Below are 24,217 nucleotides of genomic sequence, written 5' to 3'. Positions count from 1 at the left end.
ACCCATCGCGCGACCCCCGGGCCGCGTGGATCACTCGACGCGCCAGTCCGAGGCCAGCACGCGCCGCCACCAGATGGTCACCGCATCGGGGTAGACCTCGAGCGCACCGGGCACCCGCAACCAGGTGAGGATCCGCCCGGCGGGGGCGAGCAGACCGGCCAGCCGGGCCTGCTCGCGCAACTCGGCGAGCTCGGTCGGGGTGAGCGACCGATCCACGAAGGCCGTCAGGTAGGCATCGCGCATCTGCCCGCGTTCGACCGGTGTGCCGGGGCGTTCCATGCCGGCGCCCAATGCGGTACGCAGGCTGGCGAACGGGTGGGCCAGGCTCGCATCGCCCCAGTCGATCAGCCGGCCGTTGCCGAGTACGTTGCTCGGCTGCAGGTCGTCGTGCTGCACCGTGGCCGGCATGCCCGCCGTCTCGAGGCGGGCGGCGACCGCGTGCACCGCCGGCAGCAGGGCACGGACGTCGTCCGCCTCGCGCTGGGTCAGGCCGTACGGCTCGCCCACGGCCAACACGTCGCCCCAACGGGTCAGCTCGGCCAGTGCCTCGGCGGCCCGAGTCGGACGCAGATCCGGAAGTCCCGCGGTGAGAAGGGTTTCCGGGTGGTCCGCGAGCAGGCGCTGCACCTCGGCATAGCGCACCAGCATCTGGGTCCAGGTCTCGACCGTGGGATCACCCTCGATCGTCGGCCCGCCGTCGGCGAGCAACGCGAAACCCTGCTCGGGGGCGAGGTCGATCACGGCCGGCATGGCCTGCGGGGCGAGTGCCGACAGCACTGCCAGCAGCCGCATCTCGTAGGCGAACGGCGGCGATGCCGCCTTGACCCACAGCCGATCCGGGCCAGGCCCGTCCAACCCTGGCGCTACCATCACCATCAGCGTGGTGGCCCACGGGTGCGCCCGGACGACGACCGGATCGGCGATCAGCCGGCACCCCCGATCGGCCAGGGCGTCGGTGGCCCAGGTGAGTACCCCGTCGTGCGGCCACGGTGTGATCACCACGTCAGCCTGCCATGCGAATTCCGCAAATGCCCATGAATCCGGTCATCACCCGCCACCTCGGGGTCGGCCTGGAGCCGGGACCGAGCCGAGGTTGTTCGGGTGCAGGCGAGCCGCAAGGATGGAACGGCGATCAGTCGTGACCCCTTGGAGGCCCGCCGTGAACCACCCCGTCTACGGCACACCCGGACCCATCGAGCCCAACGGCGAATGGTCGGTCGAGGAGCGGTTGCGTGCCCAGGCGGTGACGAACCTGCGCAAGCGGGCCGCGTTCCGCTCCCACTTGGTGGTCTATCTGCTGGTGAACCTGTTGCTCGTGGTGATCTGGCTGGTCACCGGCGTGCGCTCCGGTGTCTGGTACCCGTGGTTCATCTACCCCATGTTCGGCTGGGGTATCGGTCTGGGCTCCCATGCCTGGCAGGCCTACCGCGGGGACGAGGTCAACGAGGAGAACATCCGCCAGGAGATGCGGCGCATCGCCGGTAACTGAGGCAGGGAACCGGTGGCAGCCCGGATTCGTCACCAGGACGGGCGTCCGAGTCGGGACGGCGGGAAGCCCCGCCGGGCTCCCTGTCAGCAGGTATCGGTGAACTCGCCGTGGGGCGAGGCCGGGAAAGAGGTGGGCAGTGGTCTTCAAGCGGATGATGCGGGCTCTGGGCGTCGGTGGCCCCACGCTCGACACCGTGCTCGGCAACCCCAATGCCTACCCCGGCGGCACGCTGGACGGCGTGGTGCACATCGTCGGTGGGGATCACGCCGTGGAGATCGACTACCTCGCCCTCGGGTTGCTCACCCGGGTGGAGGTCGAGAGCGGCGACAGCGAGTGGTCCACCGACCAGGAGATCGCCCGCACCCCGATCACCGGCCGGTTCACCCTCGGCGCGGGTGAGAAGCGGGACGTGCCGTTCCGGTTCGCCGTCCCGATCGAGACCCCCATCACCCATGTGTACGGCCAGCCGCTGCACGGCATGGTGATGGGGCTGCGCACCGACCTCGAGGTGGCCCGTGCCCTCGACAAGGGCGATCTCGACCCGGTGGCGATCCACCCGGTGGCTGCCCAGGAGCGCATCCTGGACGGCCTGTCCCGCCTGGGGTTCCGGTTCAAACGGGCCGACCTCGAACGCGGTCGCATTTACGGTGCTCAGCAGATGTTGCCGTTCTACCAGGAGATCGAGTTCTACCCCGCGCCGCAGTACGCCCGCGCCTTCAACGAACTGGAACTCACGTTCATCGCCACCCCGGCAGCGCTGCAGGTGATCCTCGAGGTCGACAAGCGCGGCGGTCTGTTCACCGAGGGGCACGACGCCTTCGGCCGGTTCACCGTCGACTACACCGCGGCCCAGCAGACCGACTGGGCCCGCGAGCTCGACGGCTGGCTGCAGCAGTCGGCGCAACGCCGCGGTTTGTTCTTCTGAGCCACGGCATCGGCGCGAGGGTGATCTCTGCTCAGGCCAGCAGGGCGTCGATCTGACCGAGCGCGGCGGACAGGCCCTCCTCCACGCCCATGGACAGCAACTGCTGCATGGCGGCGGCGTCGGCGAAACGGCTCTCGATGACCATCTGGGTGGTGCCCTCGCCCAGCGGCTCCAGACGAACCCTGGTGCGCGTGACCGGCAGCTCCGGGTTCTCGCGACCCTGGTCGTCGGCGAACCCGTCCTCGAACTCCAGACCGGTCGGGGCGGCGACCGCGACGATGCGCCACCAGCCGTGGTACTTCTCGCCCTCGGGGCTGGTCATGAAGTAGCTGATCCGGCCGCCCGGGGTCAGGTCGTGATCGACCACCGTCGCCGGGTACATGGGCGGACCCCACCACCGCTCGAGCAGGCGCGGATCGGCCCAGACCTGCCAGACCCGGTCGACGGGGGCGGGGTACTGCGCGGTGATCGTCATGGTGTGGGCGTCGAGGTTCTTGTCGACACTGATCACGGTCATCGGGATGCTCCTGAAGGGTCGGGATCGGCGTGGTGGGGATCGGCGACCAGGTCGCCGATGCGGTCGAGGCGTTGCCGCCACAGGGCTTCGAGCTGGTCGAGGGCGGCGCGGACCTCGTCCAGCGCGTGGGGGTTACCCCGAACCCGCTGTTCGCGACCCTGCCGTTGCTTCACGATCAGACCGGCTCTTTCCAGAACAGCAACATGTTTCTGGACGGCGGCGAAGCTCATCGGAAAGCGCCGGGCGAGCTGCGACACCGAATGGTCACCGATCAGCGTCAGTGCCACGATCTCGCGACGCGTGCCATCGGCGAGCGCCGCGAAGAGTCGGTCGGCTCGCTCCGTCGTCCCCTGATCTACAACCATCAAGTTGTACGTTAGCGCGACCAGCGTGCGGGTGCACGTCGTCATCGGTGCGCAAGGATGGCCGCATGACGCAGCGCAACGTTCTGGGCGAGCCGCTCGAACCCTGTGGAACCGAGCCGATGACCGGTTTCTACCGCGACGGGTGCTGCACCACCGGCCCGCAGGACCGCGGCAGTCACACCATCTGCGCGGTCGTCACCACCGAGTTCCTGGCCCACCAGCGCGAGATCGGCAACGATCTCGGCACCCCGATGCCCCAGTTCGACTTTCCCGGCCTGACCCCCGGCGACCGCTGGTGCGTCACCGCGGTCAACTGGGCACGAGCCCATGCGGACGGCGCGGCGGCGCCGGTCGTCCTGGCCTCGACCAACGAGGCGGTGCTCCAGATCGTGCCGCTGGACACCTTGCGGCACTACGCCGTGGACGTCCCGGCAGACCCCAGCTCACTGTGACCCCACCGGGTCCGAATCCGTATCCGAGCCCGAGCCCGAACGGGGACGGTGCCGGGCGCTTCGATCGGTTGACGACGCCGAGGCTGGTGTTGCGCCGGTGGCAGGAACTCGACCGGGAACCGTTCGCGGCGCTCAACGCCGACCCCGCGGTGATGCGGTTCTTCCCGGAACCGCTGGATCGAGCCGCCAGCGACGCCCTGATCGATCGCATCGAGAATCACTTCGACGAACGAGGTTTCGGGCTGTGGGCGGTCGAGGCCCGCGACCCGGACGGCGCGCACGGCTTCATCGGGTTCACCGGGCTGGCCCCGATGCCGCCGGGCGTCCCGGGTGCCGGCGGGATCGAGATCGGGTGGCGCCTGGCGGCCCACGCCTGGCACCGCGGCTACGCCACCGAGGCGGCACGCGCCGTCCGGGACCTGGCGTTCGGCGAGATCGGGTTGACCCAGCTGTGGTCGATGACGGCGATTCTCAACCAGCCGTCCCAGGCCGTCATGCGTCGCCTCGGGATGCGCCGCCACGCCGTGTTCGAGCATCCCCACGTGCCCCAACACCACGTCGTGCGCCCTCACGTGGTCTACCGCGCCGACCGTGACGCTTCGGCCTGAGAGAGCGGCCTGAGTGCGGCCCCGAGAGCGGCCCGGGTGCGGCCCGAGGGGGCGCCGACGTCCGCAGGTTCGGCGTCCGACCGAGGGAGATCACGCGACAGCGCTTCCCAAGCCCCCCGACCCTCGCCAAAGATGGGGTCACCTGCACCGGCCCACCATCGGGGGACGCCGGTGAGGTGGGGAGGGATGGCATGACCGTGCCGCAGGCGCCGCCACCGGGCTGGTATCGCGACCCGTCGGGCGCTCACCGGTTCCGCTACTGGGACGGGCTCGCCTGGACAGCAGGGGTCTCCGACCAGGAGCTGAGCCAGCAGGCCATGCCGCCCGGACCTGCCGTGCCGCCCGGACCTCCCGTGCTCCCCGGACCTCCCATCCCACCCGGGCACCCCGTTCCACCCGGACCCCTGTGTCACCCGGCCCTCCCGTGTCACCGGGGCCTCCGGTGCCCCCCATGCTGCCCATGGCCTCCGTGCCGGCCACCCCCGGGTCCGCCCGAGGACGCCGCCGGCTCTGGTTGATCCTCGCCGCGGCCGCCGTCGCGGTGGTGCTCACCGTCGGGGCGGTGTTCGTCGTCCGGGCGCCGTCCGGGCCGGCTCCGACCGGCCTGGCCAGCAGCGAGGTGACCAGCGACTCGGTGCGTCTGTCGTGGTCGGCCCCGCCGGAATCCACCACCGCACCGGACCACTACCGGGTGACTCGCGACGGCACGGAGATCGGCCCGGACGTTCGCGAGCCGCAGTTCCTGGACAACGGACTCGAGCCCGGTCGCACCTACCGCTACGAGATCCGGGCCGTGACCGACGGACACACGTCGCGCGCGACGTCCGCCTTCGAGGTCAAGACCCTGCCCGAGGGCGCCCGGGACCTGTCCGCCCAGCAGGTCACGTTCGCGGCCGTGAAGCTGGGGTGGACCGCCCCGCGGGCCGGCGCACCCGATCAGTTCGTGATCACCCGGGACGAGGTCGAGCTGGGCACCGTCGCCGGCGGCGAGGCCACCTACACCGATGCCCACCCGGCACCCGGGCGTGAGGTCACGTATGCGGTCATCGCCGTCGTGGGCGGCCAGCGCGCCGAGCCCGTCACCGTGACGGTCACCGCGCCCCTGCCCGCCGTCGCCCTGGCGCGGCTGTCGGGCAGCTGGGAGGTGCTCTCCGAGGTGACCAAGAACAACGGCACCACGCTGAAGCTCGGTGACAGCACCAGCGATTCGTGGACCTTCACCCCGGCCTGTGCCTCCGGCGCCTGCCCGGCGCGGCTCACCGGGACCTTCGCCAACGCCCAGATCAGCATGCCGTTGACCCGCAAGGGCGCGGTCTACCGCGGCTCGACCAAGGCCAACGTCGCCGCCTGCCGGGGCAAGAAGGTCGCGAACACGCTCACGCTGGCGCTCACGGTCACCTCCGGCGAGATGAACGCCGATCAGTGGTCGGCCCAGAAGTGGACCGGCACGCTGACGATGTCGATCCCGTACACCGTCGTCGGTAACTACTACTGCCCCAGGCAGAGTGCCGTCTTCACGGTCACCCCGGACGGTGCCCCCACCGCCGGCACCACGACCACGACCTAGAGGCCGTCATCCGGCCACGTCCCGGGGCTCACCAGGTCGTCGGGCTTCAGCCACCCGGTCGAACAATCCACCGACGACGAGGCTGAGCGCGAGCAGCCTCACCGTGTTGAAGGCCAAGCCGATGAGGAAGTACCGCACGGCGTGAGGCATCGGCGTGAGGAACTTGGCGGGCACCTCCAGGAGCAGCGTCACGAGGATCAGCGCGAGCAGACTCAGCAGGACGGACTTCAGAACCGGACTTCGCCCCGGGATGCTGCCGTAGCCGCGAATCAGGCAGTACCCCACACCGAACGCGATGAGCAGCCCACCCAGCAGCGCCTCGAGCAGCATCGGCACGTAGGAGATCGACAGGGCTGCCCGGTAGTCGGCCGCGATGGGGGTCAGCGAGATCGCCAGGTTCGCGAACCAGAACGCCAGCCCTCCCCCGAGCGACAGTCTGAGCACGGGACCGCGCATGCTGCGGCGATGCGGCGAGAGCGTCTCGGTCATGTGGACGCTCCCTGGTCACCGGCATCGACGACCTCGGGACGGCGCGGCCTCTGGACTCCCGGGGCGGACGTTGCCACACCTCGCACGAGGAGCCAGAGGGTCAGGCCGACCTCGGCGAGCAGGCTCACGACCGTCCCCGGCGCCTTGATCCCGGGATGGGTCGGCATCAGCAGGCCCTGCAGGAACCAGACCATCTCGGCCACACCGTCCAGCACGAGCAGGACGCCCAGGAGACGAGGCAGGAACCCCGACCTCCAGACCAGGTAGCCGAGCGGGAACAGCCACGTTCCGAAGAAGAGCTGCGCGATGACGAAGCCCGTGCGGTACACGTCGATCTCGCCGCGCGCCAAGGCGTCGACCTGGTCCTGGGGGAAGGCAGCAGATCCGCTGACCGGGTCACCCAGGAAGAGGGCTGACACCAGGCCGAGCATGCTCGCGCACTGGACCGCCACGCCGACCGCATTGAGCACCAGGAAGAGCAGAGCGAGCTCCCGGTTCACCGGGCTCAGAAGTACGTAGAGGCCCCAGGCGGCCATCAGGAACAGGAACGTCGACGCAAACGCGCACACCAGCGCGATCCGAAACCTTCCCGGATCGGAGGAGATCGCGGCATGGACCTGCGACGTGTCGCCGAGGCCGATATCGCCCAGAGCATTGGCGAGGACCGACAGCACCATGAACGACAGGTAGAAGGCGCCAGTGGTTCTGGCGATCCTGACAGGGCTCACACGGTGGGTGATCTCGAAGGACATCGTGATCCCGGTCCCCTCGCGGCCATCGGCGGCCGGCTCCGAGATCTCCTGTTTATACCGCTGAGCCAGCGAACAGAAGTCGGCGAAGGTCCTCGGCGATGGTGGGAACCGTTGACCTGCACGGAGGGCGTCTGCCTCTCACGCAACCGACACGCAGCTGAGACAGCCGGATATCGGCGGCCAGATGTCGGCGACGTCCGGCGTGAGGCTCACGAGACCAGGACCCGCGTGCCCCGCACGTGATCGCCGTGGCTGATCCGGTAGGCCCGGCCCGGCATCGATCATCGGCGGCTCAATGTCGCCCCGCCTGACGCCGACGTAGCTGCGGACGACGTCAGAGAGGGCGACGAGACGCGTGCTGGATTCCCCGTCGGCGGAGGCAGGGTGGTACCCGGACCCCTCGGGTGCGCACCGCTACCGCTATTGGGACGGCCACGCCTGGACCTCGACCGTCTCCGAGGGGATGCAGGACGCCCAGGCCGCCACTCCACCGCCCCTGCCGCCGCAGCCGCCGCCGCTGCCACAGCTGCTGCCACCCGTCGTCCCCCGGTCGACCAGACGGCCCCGACGGCGATTGATCGCGACCACCGTGATCGTCGGCGTGCTGCTGCTCTCGGGCGCGGCCGCCGCCACGATGACACTGCTGCGTCCGGAACCCGGGCCGCGAGATCTGGCCGCCATCGTGGTCCGCTCGAACACGGTCGACCTGACCTGGATGGCCCCGCCCGGCCCGCCCGTCGACCTGTTCGTGCTCAGTCGTGACGGTCAGGACGTGGCCACGCTGGAGAACACGACCCGGTACGAGGACCGCGATCTGTCACCGCGGACCGGCTATCACTACACGGTGCGCGCGGTGCGGTCCGGCACCAGTACGGCACCCTCGGCCGAGCTCGTGGTCCGGACGCCACCGTGGGGGGCCAGCGAGTTGCACGACGTGGGCACGTCGTCCACGTCGGCCCGGTTCGGCTGGGAGCCGCCGATCGACGGACCGCCCGACGAGTACGTGGTGCAGCGCGATGGCATCGATCTGGCCACCATCGAGGGCAGCGCGACGTCCTACACCGACACGACCGCCCCGTCCGGCCGATACCTGCACTACACGGTCCTGGCGGTGCGCGAGGGGATGCGCTCCGACCCGTCGGCGCCGGTCGAACTGCACACCGTCGATCGCCTCGTGGCCGACGCCCGGCTGGACGGCGCCTGGGACGTGAGCATCAAGGTCACCGAGAATCACGGCACCCGGTTGCGAACCGGCCAGACCACCGCCGCGACCTGGAGCTTCAGCCCCGCCTGCTCGGGCGGCTCCTGCGATCTCACGGTCGACGGCACACTGACCGACCTGCCGTTCACGGTGAAGCTGACCCGCCGGGGCGCGAGGTACACCGGCTCGCTGAAGACCCCGGCGAGCAGTTGTGCCCAGAAGGTCGTCACCGACACGCTGACCTTCTCCCTGACCGTGACCGAGGGGGACCTGGCACCGGGCTACTGGGCGGCTGCCGACTGGTCGGCCCGGGTCTCGGTGCTCATGCCGTACACGGCCATCGGGAACCGCTACTGCCCCGAGCAGAGTGTGGTGTTCACGGTTGTCCCGCAGGTCACGGGCGGGAGCGGCGAGGCGCCGCACCAGACCGTGAGCCTTCGACGTGAACCAGAGCGAGGGTCTGGCCGATTCGCCGGCACCGCCTGGCAGCCGGAGCTGATCAGCATTCGATGACGTTGACGGCGAGCCCGCCGCGTGAGGTCTCCTTGTACTTCACCTTCATGTCGGCGCCGGTCTCGCGCATCGTCTTCACCACGTTGTCGAGCGAGACGATGTGGGTTCCGTTGCCGCGCAAGGCCATCCGGACGGCGTTGATCGCCTTCACGGCAGCCATCGCGTTGCGTTCGATGCACGGGATCTGCACCAGACCCCCCACCGGGTCGCAGGTCAGTCCGAGGTTGTGTTCCATGGCGATCTCGGCGGCGTTCTCGACCTGGGCGGGGCTGCCGCCCATCGCCTCGGCCAGCCCGGCGGCTGCCATGGAACAGGCCGATCCGACCTCACCCTGACAGCCCACCTCGGCACCCGAGATCGAGGCCGTGGTCTTGTAGATCACCCCGATCGCGCCCGCGGTGAGCAGGAACCGCACCACGCCCTCCTCGGTCGAGCCGGGGACGAAGTTGCGGTAGTAGTGCAACACCGCGGGGATGATCCCCGCGGCCCCGTTCGTCGGGGCGGTCACCACCCGGCCGCCGGAGGCGTTCTCCTCGTTGACCGCCAACGCGTAGAGGTTCACCCAGTCCATGGCGTGCAACGGGTCGTGCCACTGCCCGGCCTCGGCGGTGAGTTGGTTGAACAAGGCGTGCGCCCGCCGCTCGACCTTCAACCCGCCAGGCAGCACCCCGTCGGTCTCGCAGCCACGCCGCACGCAGGCCTGCATCACCTGCCAGATGGTGAGCAGCCCGTCATGGATCTCGTCCTCGCTGCGCCAGGCCAACTCGTTGCGGCGCATCACCTCACTGATCGACAGGCCGTGTTCGACGGTCAGCTCCAGCAGTCGGTCGCCGGTGCTGAACGGCATCGGCAGCGGCGTGGTGTCGGGCGTCACCGGCTCGGCGCCGTCCTCCCCCGCGACGAAACCGCCACCGACCGAGTAGTAGATCCGTGCGGCCAGCTCGGCCCCTGCGGCGTCCAGGGCGGCGAACCGCATTCCGTTGGGGTGCAACGGAAGGGTCTTGCGCCGGTGCATCACCACGTGTTCACCGAGGTCGAACGCCACCTCGCGCCCGCCGTGCAATCGCAGCAGCCCCGAGGCCCGCACGGTGCCGACCAGAGCCGGCGCCGCGTCGACGTCCACGCTCTCGGGCAGTTCACCCATCAGACCCAGGACGACGGCACCCACGCTGCCGTGGCCGTGCCCGGTCGCTCCGAGCGAGCCGAACAACTCGGCCCGCACCCCGGCCACGCGGTCCAGCACGCCGTCGGCGACCAGGCGTTCGGTGAACATCCGCGCCGCCCGCATCGGGCCGACGGTGTGCGAGCTCGACGGCCCGATGCCGATCGAGAACAGGTCGAACACGCTGATCGCCATGCGGGCTCACTTCGGTCGGCCGGTGAGAGGGGACGTTGGATGATGACCCCATGAGCGCCGCTGCGCAACCAGACGAACCGCCGACGCCGCCGTCCCGGTCGGTCGATCAGCTGCCCTCGGCCGGTCCCCGAGCACGGACCATCGCCGAGATCTGGATCGTGCTGGGACTGTCACTGGCCGCCTCGGCGCTCTATGCGGTGATCGACCTGGCCGGCAAGCTCACCGCCGGGCCACCGCTGGCGGCGCAGACCGCGACCGTCAACCGCTCGGTCAGTCCGCGGCCCTACCTCGACCTGAGTTATCAACTCGCCGGCATCGCGGTCACCCTGATACCCGTCGTCCTGGTGCTCTGGCTGCTCGCCGAACCGGCCGGTGACCTGGTGCGCTCGGGTGCCCGCCGGCTCGGGCTGGACGGCGCGGCGCCGGTGCGCGACCTGCTACACGGCGTCCTGCTCGCGGCGGTGATCGGCCTGCCCGGGCTGGGGCTCTACTTCGTGGGCCGTGAACTGGGTATCACCGTGGGGGTGGTCGCCTCGGCCCTCAACGCGTACTGGTGGACGGTGCCGGTGCTCGTGGTGCAGGCGCTCAAGAACGCCCTGCTCGAAGAGGTCATCGTGGTCGGGTACCTGCTCACCCGGTTGCGCCGGATCGGCTGGCCGACCTGGGCCTGTTTCGGGGTCAGCGCGGTACTGCGCGGCGCCTACCACCTCTATCAGGGGTTCGGGCCGTTCGTCGGGAATGCCGTGATGGGGCTGGTGTTCGCGGAGTACTTCCGCCGTCGCGGCCGGGTGATGCCGTTGGTGATCGCCCACACCCTGCTCGATGTCGTGGCGTTCGTCGGCTATCAACTGTTCGCCGGGGCGCTGGGCCTGGGCTGAGCCGGCCTCGAGATCACCGTCCGGAATCCGGATCCGGGATGATGTGCGCACAAATCGGATTCCGGACGACGATCTTCACGGCCGCGCCTACGATCCGAGGCCATGGAGCCCACGGAACCCGTGCTCACGGCGGGACAGGCCGAGCAGTACGCGCGCGACGGCGTGACCCTGGTGCGCGGGCTGCTGACGCCGGAGCAGGTGGAGCTGGCGCGGGCCGGGATCGAGCGGGTGCTCGCCGAACCGGGGCCGTTGGCTCAGACGGCGAGCCGCCGCGACGACCCGGGTCGATTCGTCGAGGACTTCCGGCGCTGGCAGCAGGTGCCCGAGATCGAGGCCCTGGCCCGCACCTCGGCAGTACCCCGCATCGCCGCCCAGCTGATGGCCGCGGCGGGAGCCGACGGGCCGGTGCGGTTCTATCACGATCACGTGCTGGTCAAGGAGGGCGGCACCCGGCAGCGCACGCCCTGGCATCAGGACCAGCCGTACTACAACGTCGACGGGCTGGGTACCTCGGCGTGGATCCCGGTCGACCCGGTGCCCGAGGAGGGGTGTCTCGAGCTGGTCGCCGCCACCCACCGCGGGCCGTGGCTGATGCCGCGCACGTTCCTGACCGGCGAGGCCAAGTGGTTCCCCGAGGGGTCGCTGGCCGAGCTGCCCGACATCGAGTCGAGCCGGAAGACCTTCGACATCAGGCGATTCGAGATGGCTCCCGGCGACGCGATCTTCTTCGACTTCCTCACCGTGCACGGTGCCCCGGGGTTCCCGTTCGTCGGGCGGCGCCGGGTGCTGTCGTTGCGCTACCTGTCCTGCCTGAGCCGGCACGCGCCGCGACGCTGGCGCACCTCGCCGCCGTTCGAGCACCTGGAGGCCGAGCTGGCCGACGGCGCCGAGCTCGACCACCCGCTGTTCCCCGTGGTCTGGCCGGGTGATGCGTCGTGAGCCAGGTGCTGGTGGTGGGAAGCCTCAACGCCGATCTGGTCGCGTACGCCGAACGTCTGCCCGGTGACGGCGAGACGGTGCACGGGCACGCCTTTGCCCGGGCCGCCGGGGGCAAGGGGCTCAATCAGGCGGTGGCCGCGGCACGAGGTGGGGCGAGCACCCTGATGCTGGGCTGCGTCGGGGAGGACGACCTGGGCGCGTTCCTGCTCGATCAGGCGGGTACGGCGGGGGTGGACACCTCGGCCGTGGCGACCGTGCCCGGCGCGAGTGGCGTCGCGTTGATCAGCGTGGACGACACGGCGGCCAACCGGATCATCGTGGTGGCCGGGGCGAACGCCGCGCTGACCCCCGACCGGGTGGAGGCGGCCTTCGCCGCACTCGCCTCGCCGCCTGCCGTGGTGCTGTGCCAACTCGAGACCCCACTGGACGGCGTCGCCGCCGCGTTGCATCTCGGCCGGCGGTCCGGGGCGATCACCGTGCTGAACCCGGCGCCGGCCATCACGCTGCCGGCCGAGGTGCTGGCCGAGGTGGACTGGTTGATCCCCAACGAGTTCGAGGCCTCGCTGGTGTTGGGCGAGCCGGTGAGCGTGGCGACGTCCGAGGCCGCCCTGGACGTCGCCCGGCGGCTGCGTGAGCACGGCCCCCGGGCGGTGGTGATCACCCTCGGCGCGCGCGGGGCGATCGCCGTCGGCCCGGACAGCGCCGAGTACACCCTCGAGGCTTTTCGGGTGGACCCGGTCGACACCACCGCCGCCGGGGACGCCTTCTGCGGCGGGTTCGTCGCCGCCCTGGCTCGCGGCCTGCCGGTGGCCGCGGCCCTGCGCCGCGGCTGCGCCACCGGCGCGTTGGCCACCACCCGCCCCGGCGCCGTCCCCTCGATCCCCACCGAGGCCGAGGTCGACACCCTCCTCACCCCCTGACCCACCCAACCCGCACCCCCACCCAACCCGCTCATGCTCCGCAGGTGCCCGTCGATACTCCGCAGCTGACGGTTTGACAGCGTTGTCTTGCGCTCTCACGTGTCAGCCACGGAGCATGGTCGGGTTGGGGCAGGGCGCGTCAGCGCAGGACGTCACTCGCCGCACGCAGATCGTCGGTGACCCCGGACGCCGCGCGCCGGCGTCCGATGATCAACCAGGCGAGCGCCACCAGGCCCGCCGCCAGCGTCACCAGGCCGCCGCCGAGAATCGTCCAGCGAGCGCCGAACTGCTCCCCGACCCAGCCCACGATCGGTGACCCGACCGGCGTCCCGCCCATGAAGATCGCGATGTAGAGCGCCATCACCCGGCCACGCATCGCGGGCTCGGTGGCCAGCTGCACGCTCGTGTTCGCGGCGGTCATCAGGGTCAGGGCGCACAGTCCGACGGGGATCAGCGCCAGTGCGAAGGTCAGATAGCTGGGCATCAGGGCCGCCACGACAGAGCTCACCCCGAAGGCGAGCGTGGCCCCCACCACCAACGGCAGTCCCGGACGTTCACGCCGAGCCGCCAGCAACGCCCCGGCCAGCGATCCGATCGCCATCACCGAGCCCAGCAGGCCGTACTCGCCAGCGCCCTTGTGAAACGCCAGCCGCGCCATCAGCGCCGTGGTGAGCTGGAAGTTCAGCCCGAAGGTGCCGACCACGCCGACCAGGGCCATGGTCACCATGATCTGCGGACGGCGTCGCACATAGCCGAGCCCGGCACGCAGTCCGCCCCGCCCAGCGGCCGGACGCGGCGAGGCGATCAGGTCTGGCCGGTGCATCCGGGCCAACGAGATCAGGACGGCGCCGAAGGACGCCGCGTTGATCAGGAACACCGGGCCGGTACCCAGCCAGTGGATCAACAGGCCCGCCACCCCGGGACCGATCAGCCGTCCGCCATGGAACGAGGCGCTGTTGAGCCCCACCGCGTTGGGCAGATCGACCTCGGGCACCAGTTGTGAGACGAATGCCTGCCGCGCGGGGGCATCGACGGCGCTCACCGTGCCGAGCAGCGCCGCCAGCAGGTAGACGTGCCAGAGCTCGGCGACGCCGCTGACGACCAGGACGCCGAGCACCAGGGCTGTCAGCGCCGAGGTGGCCTGGGTGGCCATGAGCAGTCGGCGGCGGTCGAACCGATCGGCCAACACCCCGGCCACGGGGGCGAACAGCAACATGGGGGCGAACTGCAGGCCGGTCGTGATGCCCACGGCGAGGCCGGAGTCGGCAGTCAACACGGTCAGGACGAGCCAGTCCTGCGCCACCCGCTGCATCCACGTGCCGGTGTTCGAGATCAGCGCCCCCACCGCCCAGCGCCGATAGTTCGGGTGCTGCAGCGCGGTGAACGTGGGACTCACGAGCGGGTTGGCCTCCTCGGTGGCTCTCGCGACAACCCCGCCTCGACCTCGCTCATTCCCGGCCCGCTCGAGCCCCCGGGACAAACCTGCTCATGCTCCGCGGGTGACACTCCCAGAGCCCCTGTCAACGGTGTCAAAGCGTCACGCGCGGAGCATGGACGGGCACCTGCGGAGCATGAGCGGGTTCGGTGGGGGTGGCTGGGGTGGCTGGGGGGTGGGTGGGGTGGCTGGGGTGGCTGGGGGTTGTCGTGGCAGGGTTGGGGTATGCCCGCGGTGCCGTCGCTGACCTGGTCGCAGGTGCATGCCTGGCGGTTGGGGCGGCAGTTCGACGTGGGCTCGGCCGTGGCCACCGCGCGGCGGTTGTGTGGGGTACAGGCCCAGGTCACCTCGGCGGCCGAGCTGGCGGTCGCCGTCCGGCTCGACACAACCGGCGCCGGGCGCGATGACACGCTCGCGGCGGCTTTGGCGCGCGGCGAGTTGCTGCGTACCTGGGCGATGCGCGGCACCCTGCACGTGCTGCACCCCGAGGACGCCGCGGCGTTCCTCACCCTGGCCGCCGCGCCGCGCACCTGGGCGAAGGGGTCGTGGCAGAAGACGTACCTGACGCTCGATCAGGTCGAGCGGCTCGAGGCCGCCGTGGCCGAGTTACTGGCGGACGGGGTACCGCGCACCCGGGACGAGCTGGTCGCTCACCTGCGCGAGAGCCCGGACGGCGCGCAGCTGGCCGACCAGGTCGCCTCGTCCTGGGGATCGGCGCTCAAACCCCTTGCCTGGCAAGGGATCCTGTGCAACGGGCCGAGTCGGGGCAGCAAGGTGACCTTCACCCGGCCGCAGGACGTGGCGCCCGGCTGGCCGGGGCTGATGGCCGTGGACGACGCCGCGCGCCACGCCATCCCGGCCTACCTGGCCGCGTTCGGACCCGCCGACCCGGCGGCCTTCGACGCCTGGCTGCTGCGCGGCGCCACCTCGAAACCGACTCTGCGGCAATGGTTCGCCGATCTGGGCGAGGAGCTGACCCCGGTCGACGTCGAGGGCACCCGGCTGCTCGCCCGCACCCAGGACGTCGAGGACCTGGCCGCCACCGACCCCGCGAACCCGGCACTCGCCGTCCGACTGTTGCCCGCCTTCGACCAGTTCGTGCTCGGTCCCGGCACCGGTGACGCGCACCTGATCCCGCCAGGGCACCGCGCCGACGTCAGCCGCGCTGCCGGCTGGATCACCCCCGTCGTGGCCACACCCGACGGCGTCGTCGGCACCTGGCAGCTCGAGGACGGCGCCGCCGACCGGGTGAGGGTCACCCTGTTCGACGACCGTCCGAAACCGCCGGCCGCCCTGCTGGCCGCCGAGGTCGAACGCATTCAGGACCTGCTGGCGCCCTGACCCAGCTGGAACCTGATCTACGCTGACGCCGACCTCGAGGCCGAACAGCACCCGGACGGGCGACCCGACATCATGCACGACGACACCCACCTGCAGCGGGCCTGGCTGCTGCTCGAGGCCGGGCGTACCGCAGCGGCCCTGGACGTCGTCCAGGCCGCCCTGCGCGTGGCACCTCACGATGCTGCCGCGCTGCAACTGCTCAGCGAGTGCCACCAGCGCCTCGATCAGCCCGAGGCGGCCTTCGAGGCGGCGATGGCGGCCGCCACGGCAGCCCCGGACGACGCCGAGAGCCACGCCCAGGTCGGCTGGTCGCTGCTGATGCTCGGCCGCGCGGATACCGCCCTGACGGCGTTCGGCGAGGCGATCCGCCTCGAACCCTGGGCGGCTCACCACCTCGCCCACCGCGCTCTGGCCCATGCCGTGAGGCTGGACCGACGACGCGCCGAGGCCGACATCGCCCGGGCTCGCGAGCTGCGGCCGGACGACGCACGCATCATCGCCCTACACGGCCAGGTACTCACCGAACTGGGCCGCACCCGCCAGGCACGCGCCGTCCATGCCGAGGCCTTGCGGCTGGCACCCACCCTCGGGCACGTGCACCGCGTCGACGCCCGCGCTCATCTGGACGGCGGCCGGCCGGCCGAGGCGGCAGCAGCCCTCACCCGGGCGCTGGCCGCCAGCCCCGGTGACGAGGGCTCCCGGGAGCGCATCGCCGATCTGGTGCTGAGCATCAGCCGCCGGGTGGCGGCCGCGGGCTGGGCCGGAGCGGCAGGGCTGGCCTGGATCACACTGACTGATCAGCCCCTGACCTCGCGCCTGGTGACCGCCCTCGCGGTGCTCGCGCTGGGGTTGGCCGTGGCCTGGGTTCCCTGGCGCGAAGCCGGGCCGGGGGTGCGCAGCACGGCCGGTGCCCTGGTGCGCAGAGACCCCTTCCTGACCCTCACCGCCGGCCTGGCCGTGCTGCCCTACCTGGCCACAGCGATCCTGCTCGCCGTGCCCCGCGACCGCGCCGCCCCCACCGTGCAGCTCTGCATCGTGATCGCCGTCGTGGTGAACGCCGTCCACCCGTTCCTGGTCGAGGCCTGGCGACACGCGCGTCGACCGTGACCGCGCAGCCGGCCAGGCCGACCAGAGCAAACCGCCCCAGACCAGACCAGACCAGACCAGACCGCTCCATGATCACCGTTGGATCGCAGTTTGCTCCGGTCAGGCGGTGGGAAACTGCGATCCAACGGTGATCATGGGGCGGGGCGACGGTGATCAGAGTGGCTGCGCGGCGACCAGGGTCTCGATCTCGGCGAGTTGGGCCGCGGTCAGCGGGCCGAACTGCAGCGCGGCGGCATTCGACTGCGCCTGAGCCACGGTGCGCACCCCGGGGATCGGGATCGTCATCGGGCTGCGCGCCCACAACCAGCCCAGCGCGCCCTGAGCGAGGGTCCGCCCGCCCGCGGTGAGCACGTCCCGGACGGCGTCCAGCCGCGCCAGCCAGGCCGGCGAGGGACGACCGTCGGTGAAGTAGCCCATCCACTCGAGGTTCTGCCGCCGCAGATCCCCCGCGGCGAACTGCCGGTCTGGGCCGTAGCTGCCGGTGAGCAACCCCATGGCCAACGGCCCGCGGTTCACGCTCGCCACGCCCCAGTGCTCGCACAGCTCGAGCATCGCCGGGTTGTCCTGGAACACGTTGAGCTGATGCTGCACCGCGACGCAGTGAGCGCCGGCGAGGAACGCCTCCGCCCGCGGGACGTCGTCCGTGCTCCAGCCGTAGGACCGGATCAGTCCCTCCTCGACCAGCTGATCGAGCGCACCCAGCACGTCGTCCACGGCCTCGATCGGGTGGTCACCGACGTGGAACCAGTACACGTCGATGCGGTCGGTGCCCAACCGGCGCAAGCTCTCGCGGCACTGCGCGGCGATCGAGGCCGGTGTGGTGTCGGGACCCCCGACGGTGCGGTTCGCCTCGTCGACCCGGTAGCCGAACTTGGTGGCCAGCACGACGTCGTCCCGTCGCGCGGCGATCGCCCGGCCGAGTACGCGCTCACTGTGCCCGGCGCCGTAGTTCGCCGCGGTGTCGAAGAAGGTGACCCCCGCCTCGAGCGCCGCCCGCAGCGCCCGGACCGACTCGTCGTCGTCCACCGCACCCCAGCCGGCCTCGATGCCGCCCATCTGCCATGGCCCACCGATCGCCCAGCACCCCACCCCGAGCGCACTCACCGACGGCCCGGCGGTACCCAATGTCCTGGTCATCATGGCGACCACGCTAGGCCACCCCACAAACCACATGATCACCGTCAGATCGCCGTTTGCTCCGGCTGGGCGGTGGCAGACGGCGATCCAACGGTGATCATGGCGTGACGGAGCGGTCAGGGCGAGTGGTCGCAGGGCAGGACCTCAGCTGACGCCGAGCGCGTTCTTGACCGGGTCGATCGCGAAGTAGATCAGGAACAGCGCCGAGGTCAGCCACATCAGCGGGTGCACCGACGAGGCCTTGCCCCGCACCACCTTCAGCACCACGAAGGCGATGAAGCCGGCGCCGATCCCCGCCGTGATCGAGTAGGTGAACGGCATCAGCACGATCGTCAGGAAGGCCGGCAGAGCGATCTCGATGTCGTCCCAGTCGATGCCCTTGACCTGGGTCATCATCAGGAAGCCCACGATGATCAACGCCGGCGTGGCCGCCTCGTAGGGAACGATCGAGACCAACGGCGCGAACACCGTCGCCAGCAGGAACAGCACGCCGGTGACGATCGAGGCGAGCCCGGTTCGGGCGCCCTCACCGACCCCGGCGGCGGACTCGATGTAGCTGGTGTTGCTCGACACGCTGCCCGCACCACCGGCGATGGCGGCGATCGAGTCGACCACCAGGATCCGCTCGGTGTTCGGCGGGGTGCCGTCCTCATCGAGCAGGCCCGCCTCGGCGCCGATGGCGACCATGGTGCCCATGGTGTCGAAGAAGTCGGCCAGCATCAGGGTGAAGATCAGCAGGAGCGCGGTCACCACGCCCACGGCCGAGAACGAACCCAGCAGGTCGAACTGGCCCAGCAGGCCGAAGTCCGGGACGTCGACCACCTTGTCCGGCAACGCCGGCACGTTCAGGCCCCACCCGGTGGGGTTGACCTTGTCGGGCGCGATGAAGCTCGGCCCGATCTCGGCCACCGCCTCGACGATCACGGCGAGCACGGTGGCCGCCACGATGCCGATCAGGATCGCTCCCTTGACGCCGCGCACCAGCAGGATGGCGATGGTCAGCAGGCCGATGACGAAGACCACCGTGGGCCAGCCGGCCAGGAAGCCGCCGACCCCCATCTCGACCGGAACCGGCCCGGTGCCGGTCCGCCGGACGAACCCGGCGTCGACGAAGCCGATGATCGTGATGAACAGGCCGATGCCGACGCTGATGGCGGTCTTGAGCTGCACCGGGACGGCGTGGAAGACCGCCGTCCGGAAGCCGGTGAGCACCAGAACCAGGATGATCACGCCCTCGATCACCACCAGGCCCATGGCATCGGCCCAGGTCATGCCGGGCAACTTGGCGATCCCGAAGGTCACGAAGGCGTTCAGGCCGAGCCCGGTGGCCAGAGCCAACGGGTAGTTGGCGACCACGCCCATCAGGATGGTGATCAGCCCGGCGATCAGTGCGGTGGCGGCGGCCACCTTGGCCAGGTCCGGCGCCTGACCGCCGCCGAGGAAGGCGCCCGAGGCGTCCTTCTGGGTGCCGATGATCAAGGGGTTGAGCACCACGATGTAGGCCATGGTGAAGAAGGTGACCAGGCCACCACGCAGCTCGCGGGCCACGGTCGAGCCGCGTTGGCTGATCTGGAAGTAACGGTCGAGAGCGGTCATCGAGATCCACCCGGGGTCGAGAGGCGCGACAGCGGGGCGACGGCGGCCCGCCACGTTCGCCGAACGAGGACGGCGCAAAGGTAGCGGTCCGGCACCACGCCGTGCAGCGCCCTCGGCCAAGCCGACCGGGACCCGATGCGATAGCGGTCGGATTGCCCGACTCCGCCCCCGAGTGGATAAGCTCGTCCGCGCCATGTGTCCGGCCCGCCATGGCGTCCCATATGCACCATTCGCACAAAGTCGCAACTGCGGGCGACTTTGATCACTCGCCCCCCGCATTAAAGTAACCCGCAGCGATCTTCGGTTTCGCTCCGTCGATCAGTACGGCATGACATGCTCGCGCCGTGGGAGGTTCGTCCCACGCCGTCCGACCCGTCCGTGGAGGGCCACGTGTCCTGGTTTCTCGGTCAATCCTGGTTGATCATCCTGCTTTCGTTCCTGCTCGGGCTGATCCTCGGCTGGGCGCTGTGGCGACGCCCGTGGCACAAGCGGTACTTCACCGAGTCGGAGGCGATCACCCGCGTCACGCGCGAGCACTCCGTGGCGGTGGCGGATCACGCCCAGGCCCTGACGGCCAAGGACGAGGAGATCTCCCGGCTGCAGGGGTTGCTCGCCGGAGCCACGGCAGCCGGCACCACAGCAGCCGTTGCCGCGACCGACACCTCGGCGGACGAGGCCGCGGCGACCAGCAGCCAGATCCAGGCCGCGGCGGATGTCGCCCCGGACGAGGCCGCCGTGCCGGACGTCGAGCCCACCCCGGTGATCGAGACCGCCGAGTCGATCGACGTGGCCGAGGTCGACGCCCCCGTCGTGGACGTTCACGAGCACGGCGCGCACGGTGTCGATGTCACCGAGGTCGCCACCCCGTCGGTCGACGTGGCCGATGACGCCACCGCATCCGCGCAGGTGAGTGGCCCGGCGAGCGACACGGCCATCGAGGACGGCCCCGAGACCGCACCCATTCCCACCGCCGCCATCGCCGCCGAGGCCCCGGCCCCCGCCGAGAGCAGCGAGCACACCGAGACCACCGACGGCACCGAGGCGGGCGCGCAGGCCGCCGAGGCGCCCGCCGTCCAGCCGCTCGTCGACGCCACCGCGGGCGAGGCACCCGCCGAGAGCGAGGACGACGACCTGGAGCGTGTCGAGGGCATCGGCCCGCGCATCGCCGCCGCTCTGCGCGCCAGTGGGATCACCACGTTCCGCGCCCTGGCGGACTCCGACGTCGCCTCCCTGCAGTCGGCCCTCGAGGCCGCCGGCCTGCGCTTCGCCCCGAGCCTGCCGACCTGGGCACGTCAGTCCCGGCTGCTGGCGGACGGCGACGAGGATGGCTTCCTGCAGCTGACCGAGCAGCTCGTCGGCGGCCGCGACATCGGCCGGAGGGCGTGATGACGACCGGCTCCACCCAGCGTTCCCGCGAGACCACCCTCACCACCACGACCACGACCACCACGAAGCACTACTTCTGGGAGCGTCGTCCGGCCGGGGCGCTGCCCTGGGTGATCGGTGCGGTGGGCCTGCTCGGGCTCGGGATCGCCCATGACATCCCGATCCGGCACTCCATCGAGCAGGACCTGGAAGGCCGGGCGGCCACGGCGCTGGCCGACACCCCGGGGGTGAAGGTCGACTTCACCGGCCGGGACGGCGTGCTGACCGGCACCCTGCCGGCCGACGCCGACCCGCGGACGCTGATCGAGAAGGTCACGGCGCTGGACGGCGTCCGCGTGGTGACCGCGAACTTCGGCACCGGCACCGACACCGGCGCCACCACGCCGTCCCCGAGCTCGGCGGCCCCCTCGCCGTCCTCACCAGCCTCCGGTCCCTCGGCTGCAGCGTCCCTGCCCGCGGTCACCGCGGTCACCGCGGGCGGCAAGGTCACGCTGAGCGGCACCGTTCCCACGCAGGCCGCCAAGGACGCGCTGGTGGCTGCTGCCACCACGACCTTCGGCGCCGGCAACGTGGTCGACCAGCTCACGGTCGACGCAGCGGTCTCCGACCAGGGCTTGTCCGGGTTCGCCACCCTGCTCGGTGCGCTCGGCGAGCCCAGCGCCGCGACGGCAGCGTTGAAGGACGGCGCACTCACGCTGTCCGGCACCGTGGCGGACGCCGCGGCCAAGACCGCCGCCGAGGCTGCTGCGGCGGCCGTCACCCAGGACGCCGGCAAGGTCACCTCGCAGCTGACGGTCGGCGCAACCCCGGCACCCAGCAACCCGGGCAAGCCGGCCGGCGGCCCTGCGCAGCAGAAGCTCGACACCCTGCCGCAGATCACCTTCGAGACCGGCACCACCCGGCTCACGCCGGCTGGGTTGCGTGCCGTTCGGCAGGCGGCGGCCATCCTGAAGGCCAACCCGGCCGTCAAGGTCCGCATCGACGGCCACACCGACGACATCGGGTCGGCAGCGTCCAACCTGCGGTTGAGCACCGCACGGGCCGCGAAGGTGCGTCAGGTGCTGCACAGCCTGGGCATCGCCCACGAGCGCATGTCGTATCGCGGATTCGGCGAGGGCGTGCCGAAGCTGGCGAACACCTCGCCGACCAACCGGGCGGTGAACCGGCGCGTGGAGTTCCTCGTGCTGTGATCAGCTGCTGAGCATCGCGCTGTCAGCAGCGTCGACCACGCGACGGCGGGCCTCCGAGAACCTCGGGGACCCGCCGTCGTGCTGTCGGTGGCCGGCTCAGCCGGAGGGTGGGGCGTGATCGGTTCACCCGGCCTTTCTGCACCGTCGGGCACAGCCCTCCGGTCACGATGCGATGCTGGTTGATAGCCGAATGCAACCGTGCGTAGTTGCCGTTGCACCCACTCGGGATCAGTTGTCCCGATCAGATACCGTCGGTCACTCGAGGAGTGTTCACTAGTCGACGACACGGAAACGGTCGGGTGTGCCGTCTTTCCGTCGCACCGGGAACACCTGAGGGAGGACGCATGGCGTGGTTCGCTGTGCACTCCGCTCTGACCCTTGCGCTCGCCTTCGTCACCGGCCTCCTGGTCGGATGGCTGGTATGGGGCCTTCGGTGGGTCCGTGCCGAGGAACGCGTGATCGACCGGCCCGAGGTGGCCCCGGCGGACTCCGATGTGCCCGCGAGCGACGTCTTCCGGGCCGGCTGGGCCGTCACCCACCCGGCACTCACCGCGCCGGCCACCACACCGGCCACCACACCGGCCACCACACCGGCCACCACACCGGCCACCACACCGGCCAACTCCATGCCGGAACCGACCGTGCCCGAGCCGGCCACGCCAGAGCCGGCAGCACCTGCCACCGCAGCACCCACCCTCGCCCCGACCGGATTCGAACCCGCAGCCACCGAACGCGAGGCGTTCGACCTGCGCCGCCAGCCCGTTGACGCGACGGCTCGCAACGGGACGACGGTCACGGCCACGGCGCTGCTCCCATCGCCGTCGATCGCTCCCGACACCGTGCCCATGGCCTCGGTCCCCTCCCCGGCCATCGAGCACGGCCACCCGGACGGCCGCGACGAGGCCGAGCGCGCCCGACGTCACGCTGCGCCCGATGTCGCTGGCCCCGACGTCGCTGGCCCCGACGTTGCTGGCCCCGACGTCGCTGGCGTGGCCGCCGCCGACACGCCGGACTCCCACGAGACCGCACCGACGAACACCGACGACGACAAACCGCACCTCGACGAGGAGGCAGACGAGGAGGCACCGGACCCGCACGGGGGCGAGCCGGGCCACCACGACGGCGCATCAGAATCGGCCACCTCTGGCTCCGCAGCCCTGATCGGCGCCGCGGAACCACCGTCCGCGCAGGACGCGCCGCGCATCGTCGCGGCCATCGCCCCCGAGCACTCCACCACGGTCGACGACGAGACCACCGGAGCAGCCGTGAACGCGAACCCGCCGGGCGACCACCCCGCCACAGAGACCACCGGGCCGTCCGAGCCGGCCTTGATGGACGATCTGACGCTCATCGACGGCGTCACCCCCCAGATGGCGGCGGCACTCGCCACCGAGGGCATCGGCTCGTTCTTCGCCGTGGCCAACGCCTCCGAGGACCAGCTGCGCCGGGCGCTCCGCGTCAACCGCATCCGATCGGCACCCGGTATCGCGTTCTGGGCGACCAAGGCCGCCGAGCTGGTCGAGCAGGCCCAGGCCGAGCGCTCGACCGAGCCCTCGGACGGCGACGGTTCCGGCGATGAGGCGACCTCCGTCGAGCGCCGCCCGGCCACCGAGGCCGGTCCGGAGTCGGCCATCACACCCAAGGCCGACTCCACCCCACCCACGACTCCGATCACGCTGCCCCCCGAGGCCGCGGCTCCCACCCCGTCGCCCACCCGCCGTCCGGTCCCGGGGCGGCCTTCCGCACCACCGCGCACCCCGAGGGGCCTTCCTGGACCAGCGTCGCCCCCGCCGCGGAGGAGGACCTGGAACGGATCCACGGCGTGGACGCCGCGATGGCCGACGCGCTGAAGGCCGCAGGCGTCACCAATTACACCCAGCTGGCGGCGGTGCGCGACGAGGAACTGCGCCAGATCCTCGCCGACGCCGACCTGACCGCCCCACCCACCCTGACCACCTGGTCGGTGCAGGCGGCCCTGCTGTTGCAGGGCGATTCGGACGGCGCTGCAACGCTCGCCGGTGGCCTGATGATCGGCAGAGAGAACTCCTGAACC

General features: G+C 71.1%; 25 protein-coding genes. 16 read left to right on the top strand and 9 right to left on the bottom strand.

Going from position 1 to position 24,217, the window contains the following annotated elements:
* Positions 1 to 30: 30 nt before the first annotated feature.
* Entirely contained in the window at positions 31 to 999 is a 969-nt protein-coding gene (locus IPK24_05405; protein MBK8075007.1) for a phosphotransferase, read from the bottom strand.
* A gap of 160 nt (positions 1,000 to 1,159) precedes the next feature.
* On the opposite strand from IPK24_05405, the gene IPK24_05400 reads away from it, so the two are divergent.
* Entirely contained in the window at positions 1,160 to 1,489 is a 330-nt protein-coding gene (locus tag IPK24_05400) for a 2TM domain-containing protein (protein MBK8075006.1), read from the top strand.
* 136 nt (positions 1,490 to 1,625) lie between these two features.
* A complete protein-coding gene (locus IPK24_05395) occupies positions 1,626 to 2,414 on the top strand; it encodes a sporulation protein (GenBank protein ID MBK8075005.1) in 789 nt (262 codons plus the stop codon).
* Between the two features lie 31 nt (positions 2,415 to 2,445).
* On the opposite strand, the gene IPK24_05390 is transcribed toward IPK24_05395, so the two are convergent.
* Together IPK24_05390 and IPK24_05385 are read right to left on the bottom strand one after the other, a co-directional pair.
* Positions 2,446 to 2,931 carry an SRPBCC domain-containing protein gene (locus IPK24_05390; GenBank protein MBK8075004.1) on the bottom strand — a complete coding sequence of 162 codons (486 nt, stop codon included), beginning with the start codon at positions 2,929 to 2,931 and terminating at the stop codon, positions 2,446 to 2,448.
* On the bottom strand, positions 2,928 to 3,296 hold the full coding sequence (locus IPK24_05385; GenBank protein ID MBK8075003.1) for a winged helix-turn-helix transcriptional regulator: 369 nt from the start codon (positions 3,294 to 3,296) through the stop codon (positions 2,928 to 2,930). Before IPK24_05385 ends, IPK24_05390 begins: the two co-directional genes overlap by 4 nt.
* A gap of 65 nt (positions 3,297 to 3,361) precedes the next feature.
* On the opposite strand from IPK24_05385, the gene IPK24_05380 reads away from it, so the two are divergent.
* The 4 genes from IPK24_05380 (at position 3,362) to IPK24_05365 (ending at position 5,923) form a co-directional block, all read left to right on the top strand.
* Positions 3,362 to 3,748, top strand: coding sequence for a DUF2237 domain-containing protein (locus IPK24_05380; protein MBK8075002.1), 387 nt, complete (start codon positions 3,362 to 3,364; stop codon positions 3,746 to 3,748).
* Positions 3,749 to 3,831: 83 nt separating this feature from the next.
* The gene (locus tag IPK24_05375; GenBank protein ID MBK8075001.1) at positions 3,832 to 4,356 is read left to right on the top strand and encodes a GNAT family N-acetyltransferase; all 525 of its coding nucleotides are present in this window, start codon (positions 3,832 to 3,834) and stop codon (positions 4,354 to 4,356) included.
* 191 nt (positions 4,357 to 4,547) lie between these two features.
* A complete protein-coding gene (locus tag IPK24_05370) occupies positions 4,548 to 4,874 on the top strand; it encodes a DUF2510 domain-containing protein (GenBank protein MBK8075000.1) in 327 nt (108 codons plus the stop codon).
* Positions 4,817 to 5,923 (top strand): fibronectin type III domain-containing protein, encoded by a 1,107-nt coding sequence (locus IPK24_05365; GenBank protein ID MBK8074999.1) that lies wholly within the window; start codon positions 4,817 to 4,819, stop codon positions 5,921 to 5,923. Before IPK24_05370 ends, IPK24_05365 begins: the two co-directional genes overlap by 58 nt.
* A 6-nt stretch (positions 5,924 to 5,929) precedes the next feature.
* On the opposite strand, the gene IPK24_05360 is transcribed toward IPK24_05365, so the two are convergent.
* Together IPK24_05360 and IPK24_05355 are read right to left on the bottom strand one after the other, a co-directional pair.
* Positions 5,930 to 6,412 carry a hypothetical protein gene (locus tag IPK24_05360; GenBank protein ID MBK8074998.1) on the bottom strand — a complete coding sequence of 161 codons (483 nt, stop codon included), beginning with the start codon at positions 6,410 to 6,412 and terminating at the stop codon, positions 5,930 to 5,932.
* Positions 6,409 to 7,140 (bottom strand): DUF4386 domain-containing protein, encoded by a 732-nt coding sequence (locus IPK24_05355; GenBank protein MBK8074997.1) that lies wholly within the window; start codon positions 7,138 to 7,140, stop codon positions 6,409 to 6,411. The genes IPK24_05360 and IPK24_05355 overlap by 4 nt, the downstream gene beginning before the upstream one ends.
* A gap of 379 nt (positions 7,141 to 7,519) precedes the next feature.
* On the opposite strand from IPK24_05355, the gene IPK24_05350 reads away from it, so the two are divergent.
* Complete coding sequence (locus IPK24_05350) at positions 7,520 to 8,878, top strand: DUF2510 domain-containing protein (protein ID MBK8074996.1); 1,359 nt, start codon at positions 7,520 to 7,522, stop codon at positions 8,876 to 8,878.
* Here IPK24_05350 and IPK24_05345 read toward each other — a convergent pair.
* Positions 8,865 to 10,235, bottom strand: coding sequence for an L-serine ammonia-lyase (locus IPK24_05345; protein ID MBK8074995.1), 1,371 nt, complete (start codon positions 10,233 to 10,235; stop codon positions 8,865 to 8,867). The genes IPK24_05350 and IPK24_05345 overlap by 14 nt on opposite strands.
* 50 nt (positions 10,236 to 10,285) lie before the next feature.
* Between IPK24_05345 and IPK24_05340 the strand changes: the two genes are divergently transcribed.
* The 3 genes from IPK24_05340 to IPK24_05330 all read left to right on the top strand — a co-directional run bounded on the left by IPK24_05340 (position 10,286) and on the right by IPK24_05330 (position 12,972).
* Complete coding sequence (locus tag IPK24_05340) at positions 10,286 to 11,113, top strand: CPBP family intramembrane metalloprotease (protein MBK8074994.1); 828 nt, start codon at positions 10,286 to 10,288, stop codon at positions 11,111 to 11,113.
* 102 nt (positions 11,114 to 11,215) lie between these two features.
* A complete protein-coding gene (locus IPK24_05335; GenBank protein ID MBK8074993.1) occupies positions 11,216 to 12,052 on the top strand; it encodes a phytanoyl-CoA dioxygenase family protein in 837 nt (278 codons plus the stop codon).
* Positions 12,049 to 12,972 (top strand): ribokinase, encoded by a 924-nt coding sequence (locus tag IPK24_05330; protein MBK8074992.1) that lies wholly within the window; start codon positions 12,049 to 12,051, stop codon positions 12,970 to 12,972. The genes IPK24_05335 and IPK24_05330 overlap by 4 nt, the downstream gene beginning before the upstream one ends.
* 139 nt (positions 12,973 to 13,111) lie before the next feature.
* On the opposite strand, the gene IPK24_05325 is transcribed toward IPK24_05330, so the two are convergent.
* On the bottom strand, positions 13,112 to 14,368 hold the full coding sequence (locus IPK24_05325) for an MFS transporter (protein ID MBK8074991.1): 1,257 nt from the start codon (positions 14,366 to 14,368) through the stop codon (positions 13,112 to 13,114).
* Positions 14,369 to 14,632: 264 nt separating this feature from the next.
* Here IPK24_05325 and IPK24_05320 point away from each other — a divergent pair, with 264 nt between their 5' ends.
* Both IPK24_05320 and IPK24_05315 read left to right on the top strand, forming a co-directional pair.
* Positions 14,633 to 15,748 (top strand): AlkZ family DNA glycosylase, encoded by a 1,116-nt coding sequence (locus tag IPK24_05320; protein ID MBK8074990.1) that lies wholly within the window; start codon positions 14,633 to 14,635, stop codon positions 15,746 to 15,748.
* Positions 15,749 to 15,820: 72 nt separating this feature from the next.
* On the top strand, positions 15,821 to 16,855 hold the full coding sequence (locus tag IPK24_05315; GenBank protein ID MBK8074989.1) for a hypothetical protein: 1,035 nt from the start codon (positions 15,821 to 15,823) through the stop codon (positions 16,853 to 16,855).
* Positions 16,856 to 17,008: 153 nt separating this feature from the next.
* Here the strand turns inward: IPK24_05315 and IPK24_05310 are convergent, their stop codons facing one another.
* Together IPK24_05310 and IPK24_05305 are read right to left on the bottom strand one after the other, a co-directional pair.
* Positions 17,009 to 17,995: an aldo/keto reductase gene (locus IPK24_05310; protein ID MBK8074988.1), complete on the bottom strand. Its 987-nt coding sequence runs from the start codon at positions 17,993 to 17,995 to the stop codon at positions 17,009 to 17,011.
* Between the two features lie 141 nt (positions 17,996 to 18,136).
* Positions 18,137 to 19,588, bottom strand: coding sequence for an NCS2 family permease (locus tag IPK24_05305; protein MBK8074987.1), 1,452 nt, complete (start codon positions 19,586 to 19,588; stop codon positions 18,137 to 18,139).
* Positions 19,589 to 19,978: 390 nt separating this feature from the next.
* On the opposite strand from IPK24_05305, the gene IPK24_05300 reads away from it, so the two are divergent.
* The 4 genes from IPK24_05300 (at position 19,979) to IPK24_05285 (ending at position 24,214) form a co-directional block, all read left to right on the top strand.
* The gene (locus IPK24_05300) at positions 19,979 to 20,974 is read left to right on the top strand and encodes a hypothetical protein (GenBank protein ID MBK8074986.1); all 996 of its coding nucleotides are present in this window, start codon (positions 19,979 to 19,981) and stop codon (positions 20,972 to 20,974) included.
* Positions 20,974 to 22,164, top strand: coding sequence for an OmpA family protein (locus IPK24_05295; protein ID MBK8074985.1), 1,191 nt, complete (start codon positions 20,974 to 20,976; stop codon positions 22,162 to 22,164). The genes IPK24_05300 and IPK24_05295 overlap by 1 nt, the downstream gene beginning before the upstream one ends.
* 344 nt (positions 22,165 to 22,508) lie before the next feature.
* Positions 22,509 to 24,014, top strand: a complete 1,506-nt coding sequence (locus IPK24_05290; protein ID MBK8074984.1) for a hypothetical protein — start codon at positions 22,509 to 22,511, stop codon at positions 24,012 to 24,014.
* Entirely contained in the window at positions 23,999 to 24,214 is a 216-nt protein-coding gene (locus IPK24_05285; GenBank protein ID MBK8074983.1) for a hypothetical protein, read from the top strand. The genes IPK24_05290 and IPK24_05285 overlap by 16 nt, the downstream gene beginning before the upstream one ends.
* Positions 24,215 to 24,217: the final 3 nt, after the last annotated feature.

This window comes from Kineosporiaceae bacterium (assembly GCA_016713225.1).
Taxonomy (GTDB): domain Bacteria; phylum Actinomycetota; class Actinomycetes; order Actinomycetales; family Kineosporiaceae; genus JADJPO01.
The sequence above is the reverse complement of the archived record's forward strand: the minus strand, read 5'-3'. Positions and strand labels throughout refer to the sequence as shown.

Bases quoted from the DNA above. Each gene is read 5' to 3' on its own strand.
- IPK24_05365 (MBK8074999.1), top strand. From the start codon at position 4,817: ATGGCCTCCGTGCCGGCCACCCCCGGGTCCGCCCGAGGACGCCGCCGG.
- IPK24_05380 (MBK8075002.1), top strand. From the start codon at position 3,362: ATGACGCAGCGCAACGTTCTGGGCGAGCCGCTCGAACCCTGTGGAACC.
- IPK24_05315 (MBK8074989.1), top strand. From the start codon at position 15,821: ATGCACGACGACACCCACCTGCAGCGGGCCTGGCTGCTGCTCGAGGCC.
- IPK24_05320 (MBK8074990.1), top strand. From the start codon at position 14,633: ATGCCCGCGGTGCCGTCGCTGACCTGGTCGCAGGTGCATGCCTGGCGG.
- IPK24_05295 (MBK8074985.1), top strand. From the start codon at position 20,974: ATGACGACCGGCTCCACCCAGCGTTCCCGCGAGACCACCCTCACCACC.
- IPK24_05340 (MBK8074994.1), top strand. From the start codon at position 10,286: ATGAGCGCCGCTGCGCAACCAGACGAACCGCCGACGCCGCCGTCCCGG.
- IPK24_05385 (MBK8075003.1), bottom strand. From the start codon at position 3,296: ATGGTTGTAGATCAGGGGACGACGGAGCGAGCCGACCGACTCTTCGCG.
- IPK24_05310 (MBK8074988.1), bottom strand. From the start codon at position 17,995: ATGATGACCAGGACATTGGGTACCGCCGGGCCGTCGGTGAGTGCGCTC.
- IPK24_05335 (MBK8074993.1), top strand. From the start codon at position 11,216: ATGGAGCCCACGGAACCCGTGCTCACGGCGGGACAGGCCGAGCAGTAC.
- IPK24_05345 (MBK8074995.1), bottom strand. From the start codon at position 10,235: ATGGCGATCAGCGTGTTCGACCTGTTCTCGATCGGCATCGGGCCGTCG.
- IPK24_05285 (MBK8074983.1), top strand. From the start codon at position 23,999: ATGGCCGACGCGCTGAAGGCCGCAGGCGTCACCAATTACACCCAGCTG.
- IPK24_05390 (MBK8075004.1), bottom strand. From the start codon at position 2,931: ATGACCGTGATCAGTGTCGACAAGAACCTCGACGCCCACACCATGACG.
- IPK24_05290 (MBK8074984.1), top strand. From the start codon at position 22,509: ATGGCGTGGTTCGCTGTGCACTCCGCTCTGACCCTTGCGCTCGCCTTC.
- IPK24_05305 (MBK8074987.1), bottom strand. From the start codon at position 19,588: ATGACCGCTCTCGACCGTTACTTCCAGATCAGCCAACGCGGCTCGACC.
- IPK24_05360 (MBK8074998.1), bottom strand. From the start codon at position 6,412: ATGACCGAGACGCTCTCGCCGCATCGCCGCAGCATGCGCGGTCCCGTG.
- IPK24_05370 (MBK8075000.1), top strand. From the start codon at position 4,548: ATGACCGTGCCGCAGGCGCCGCCACCGGGCTGGTATCGCGACCCGTCG.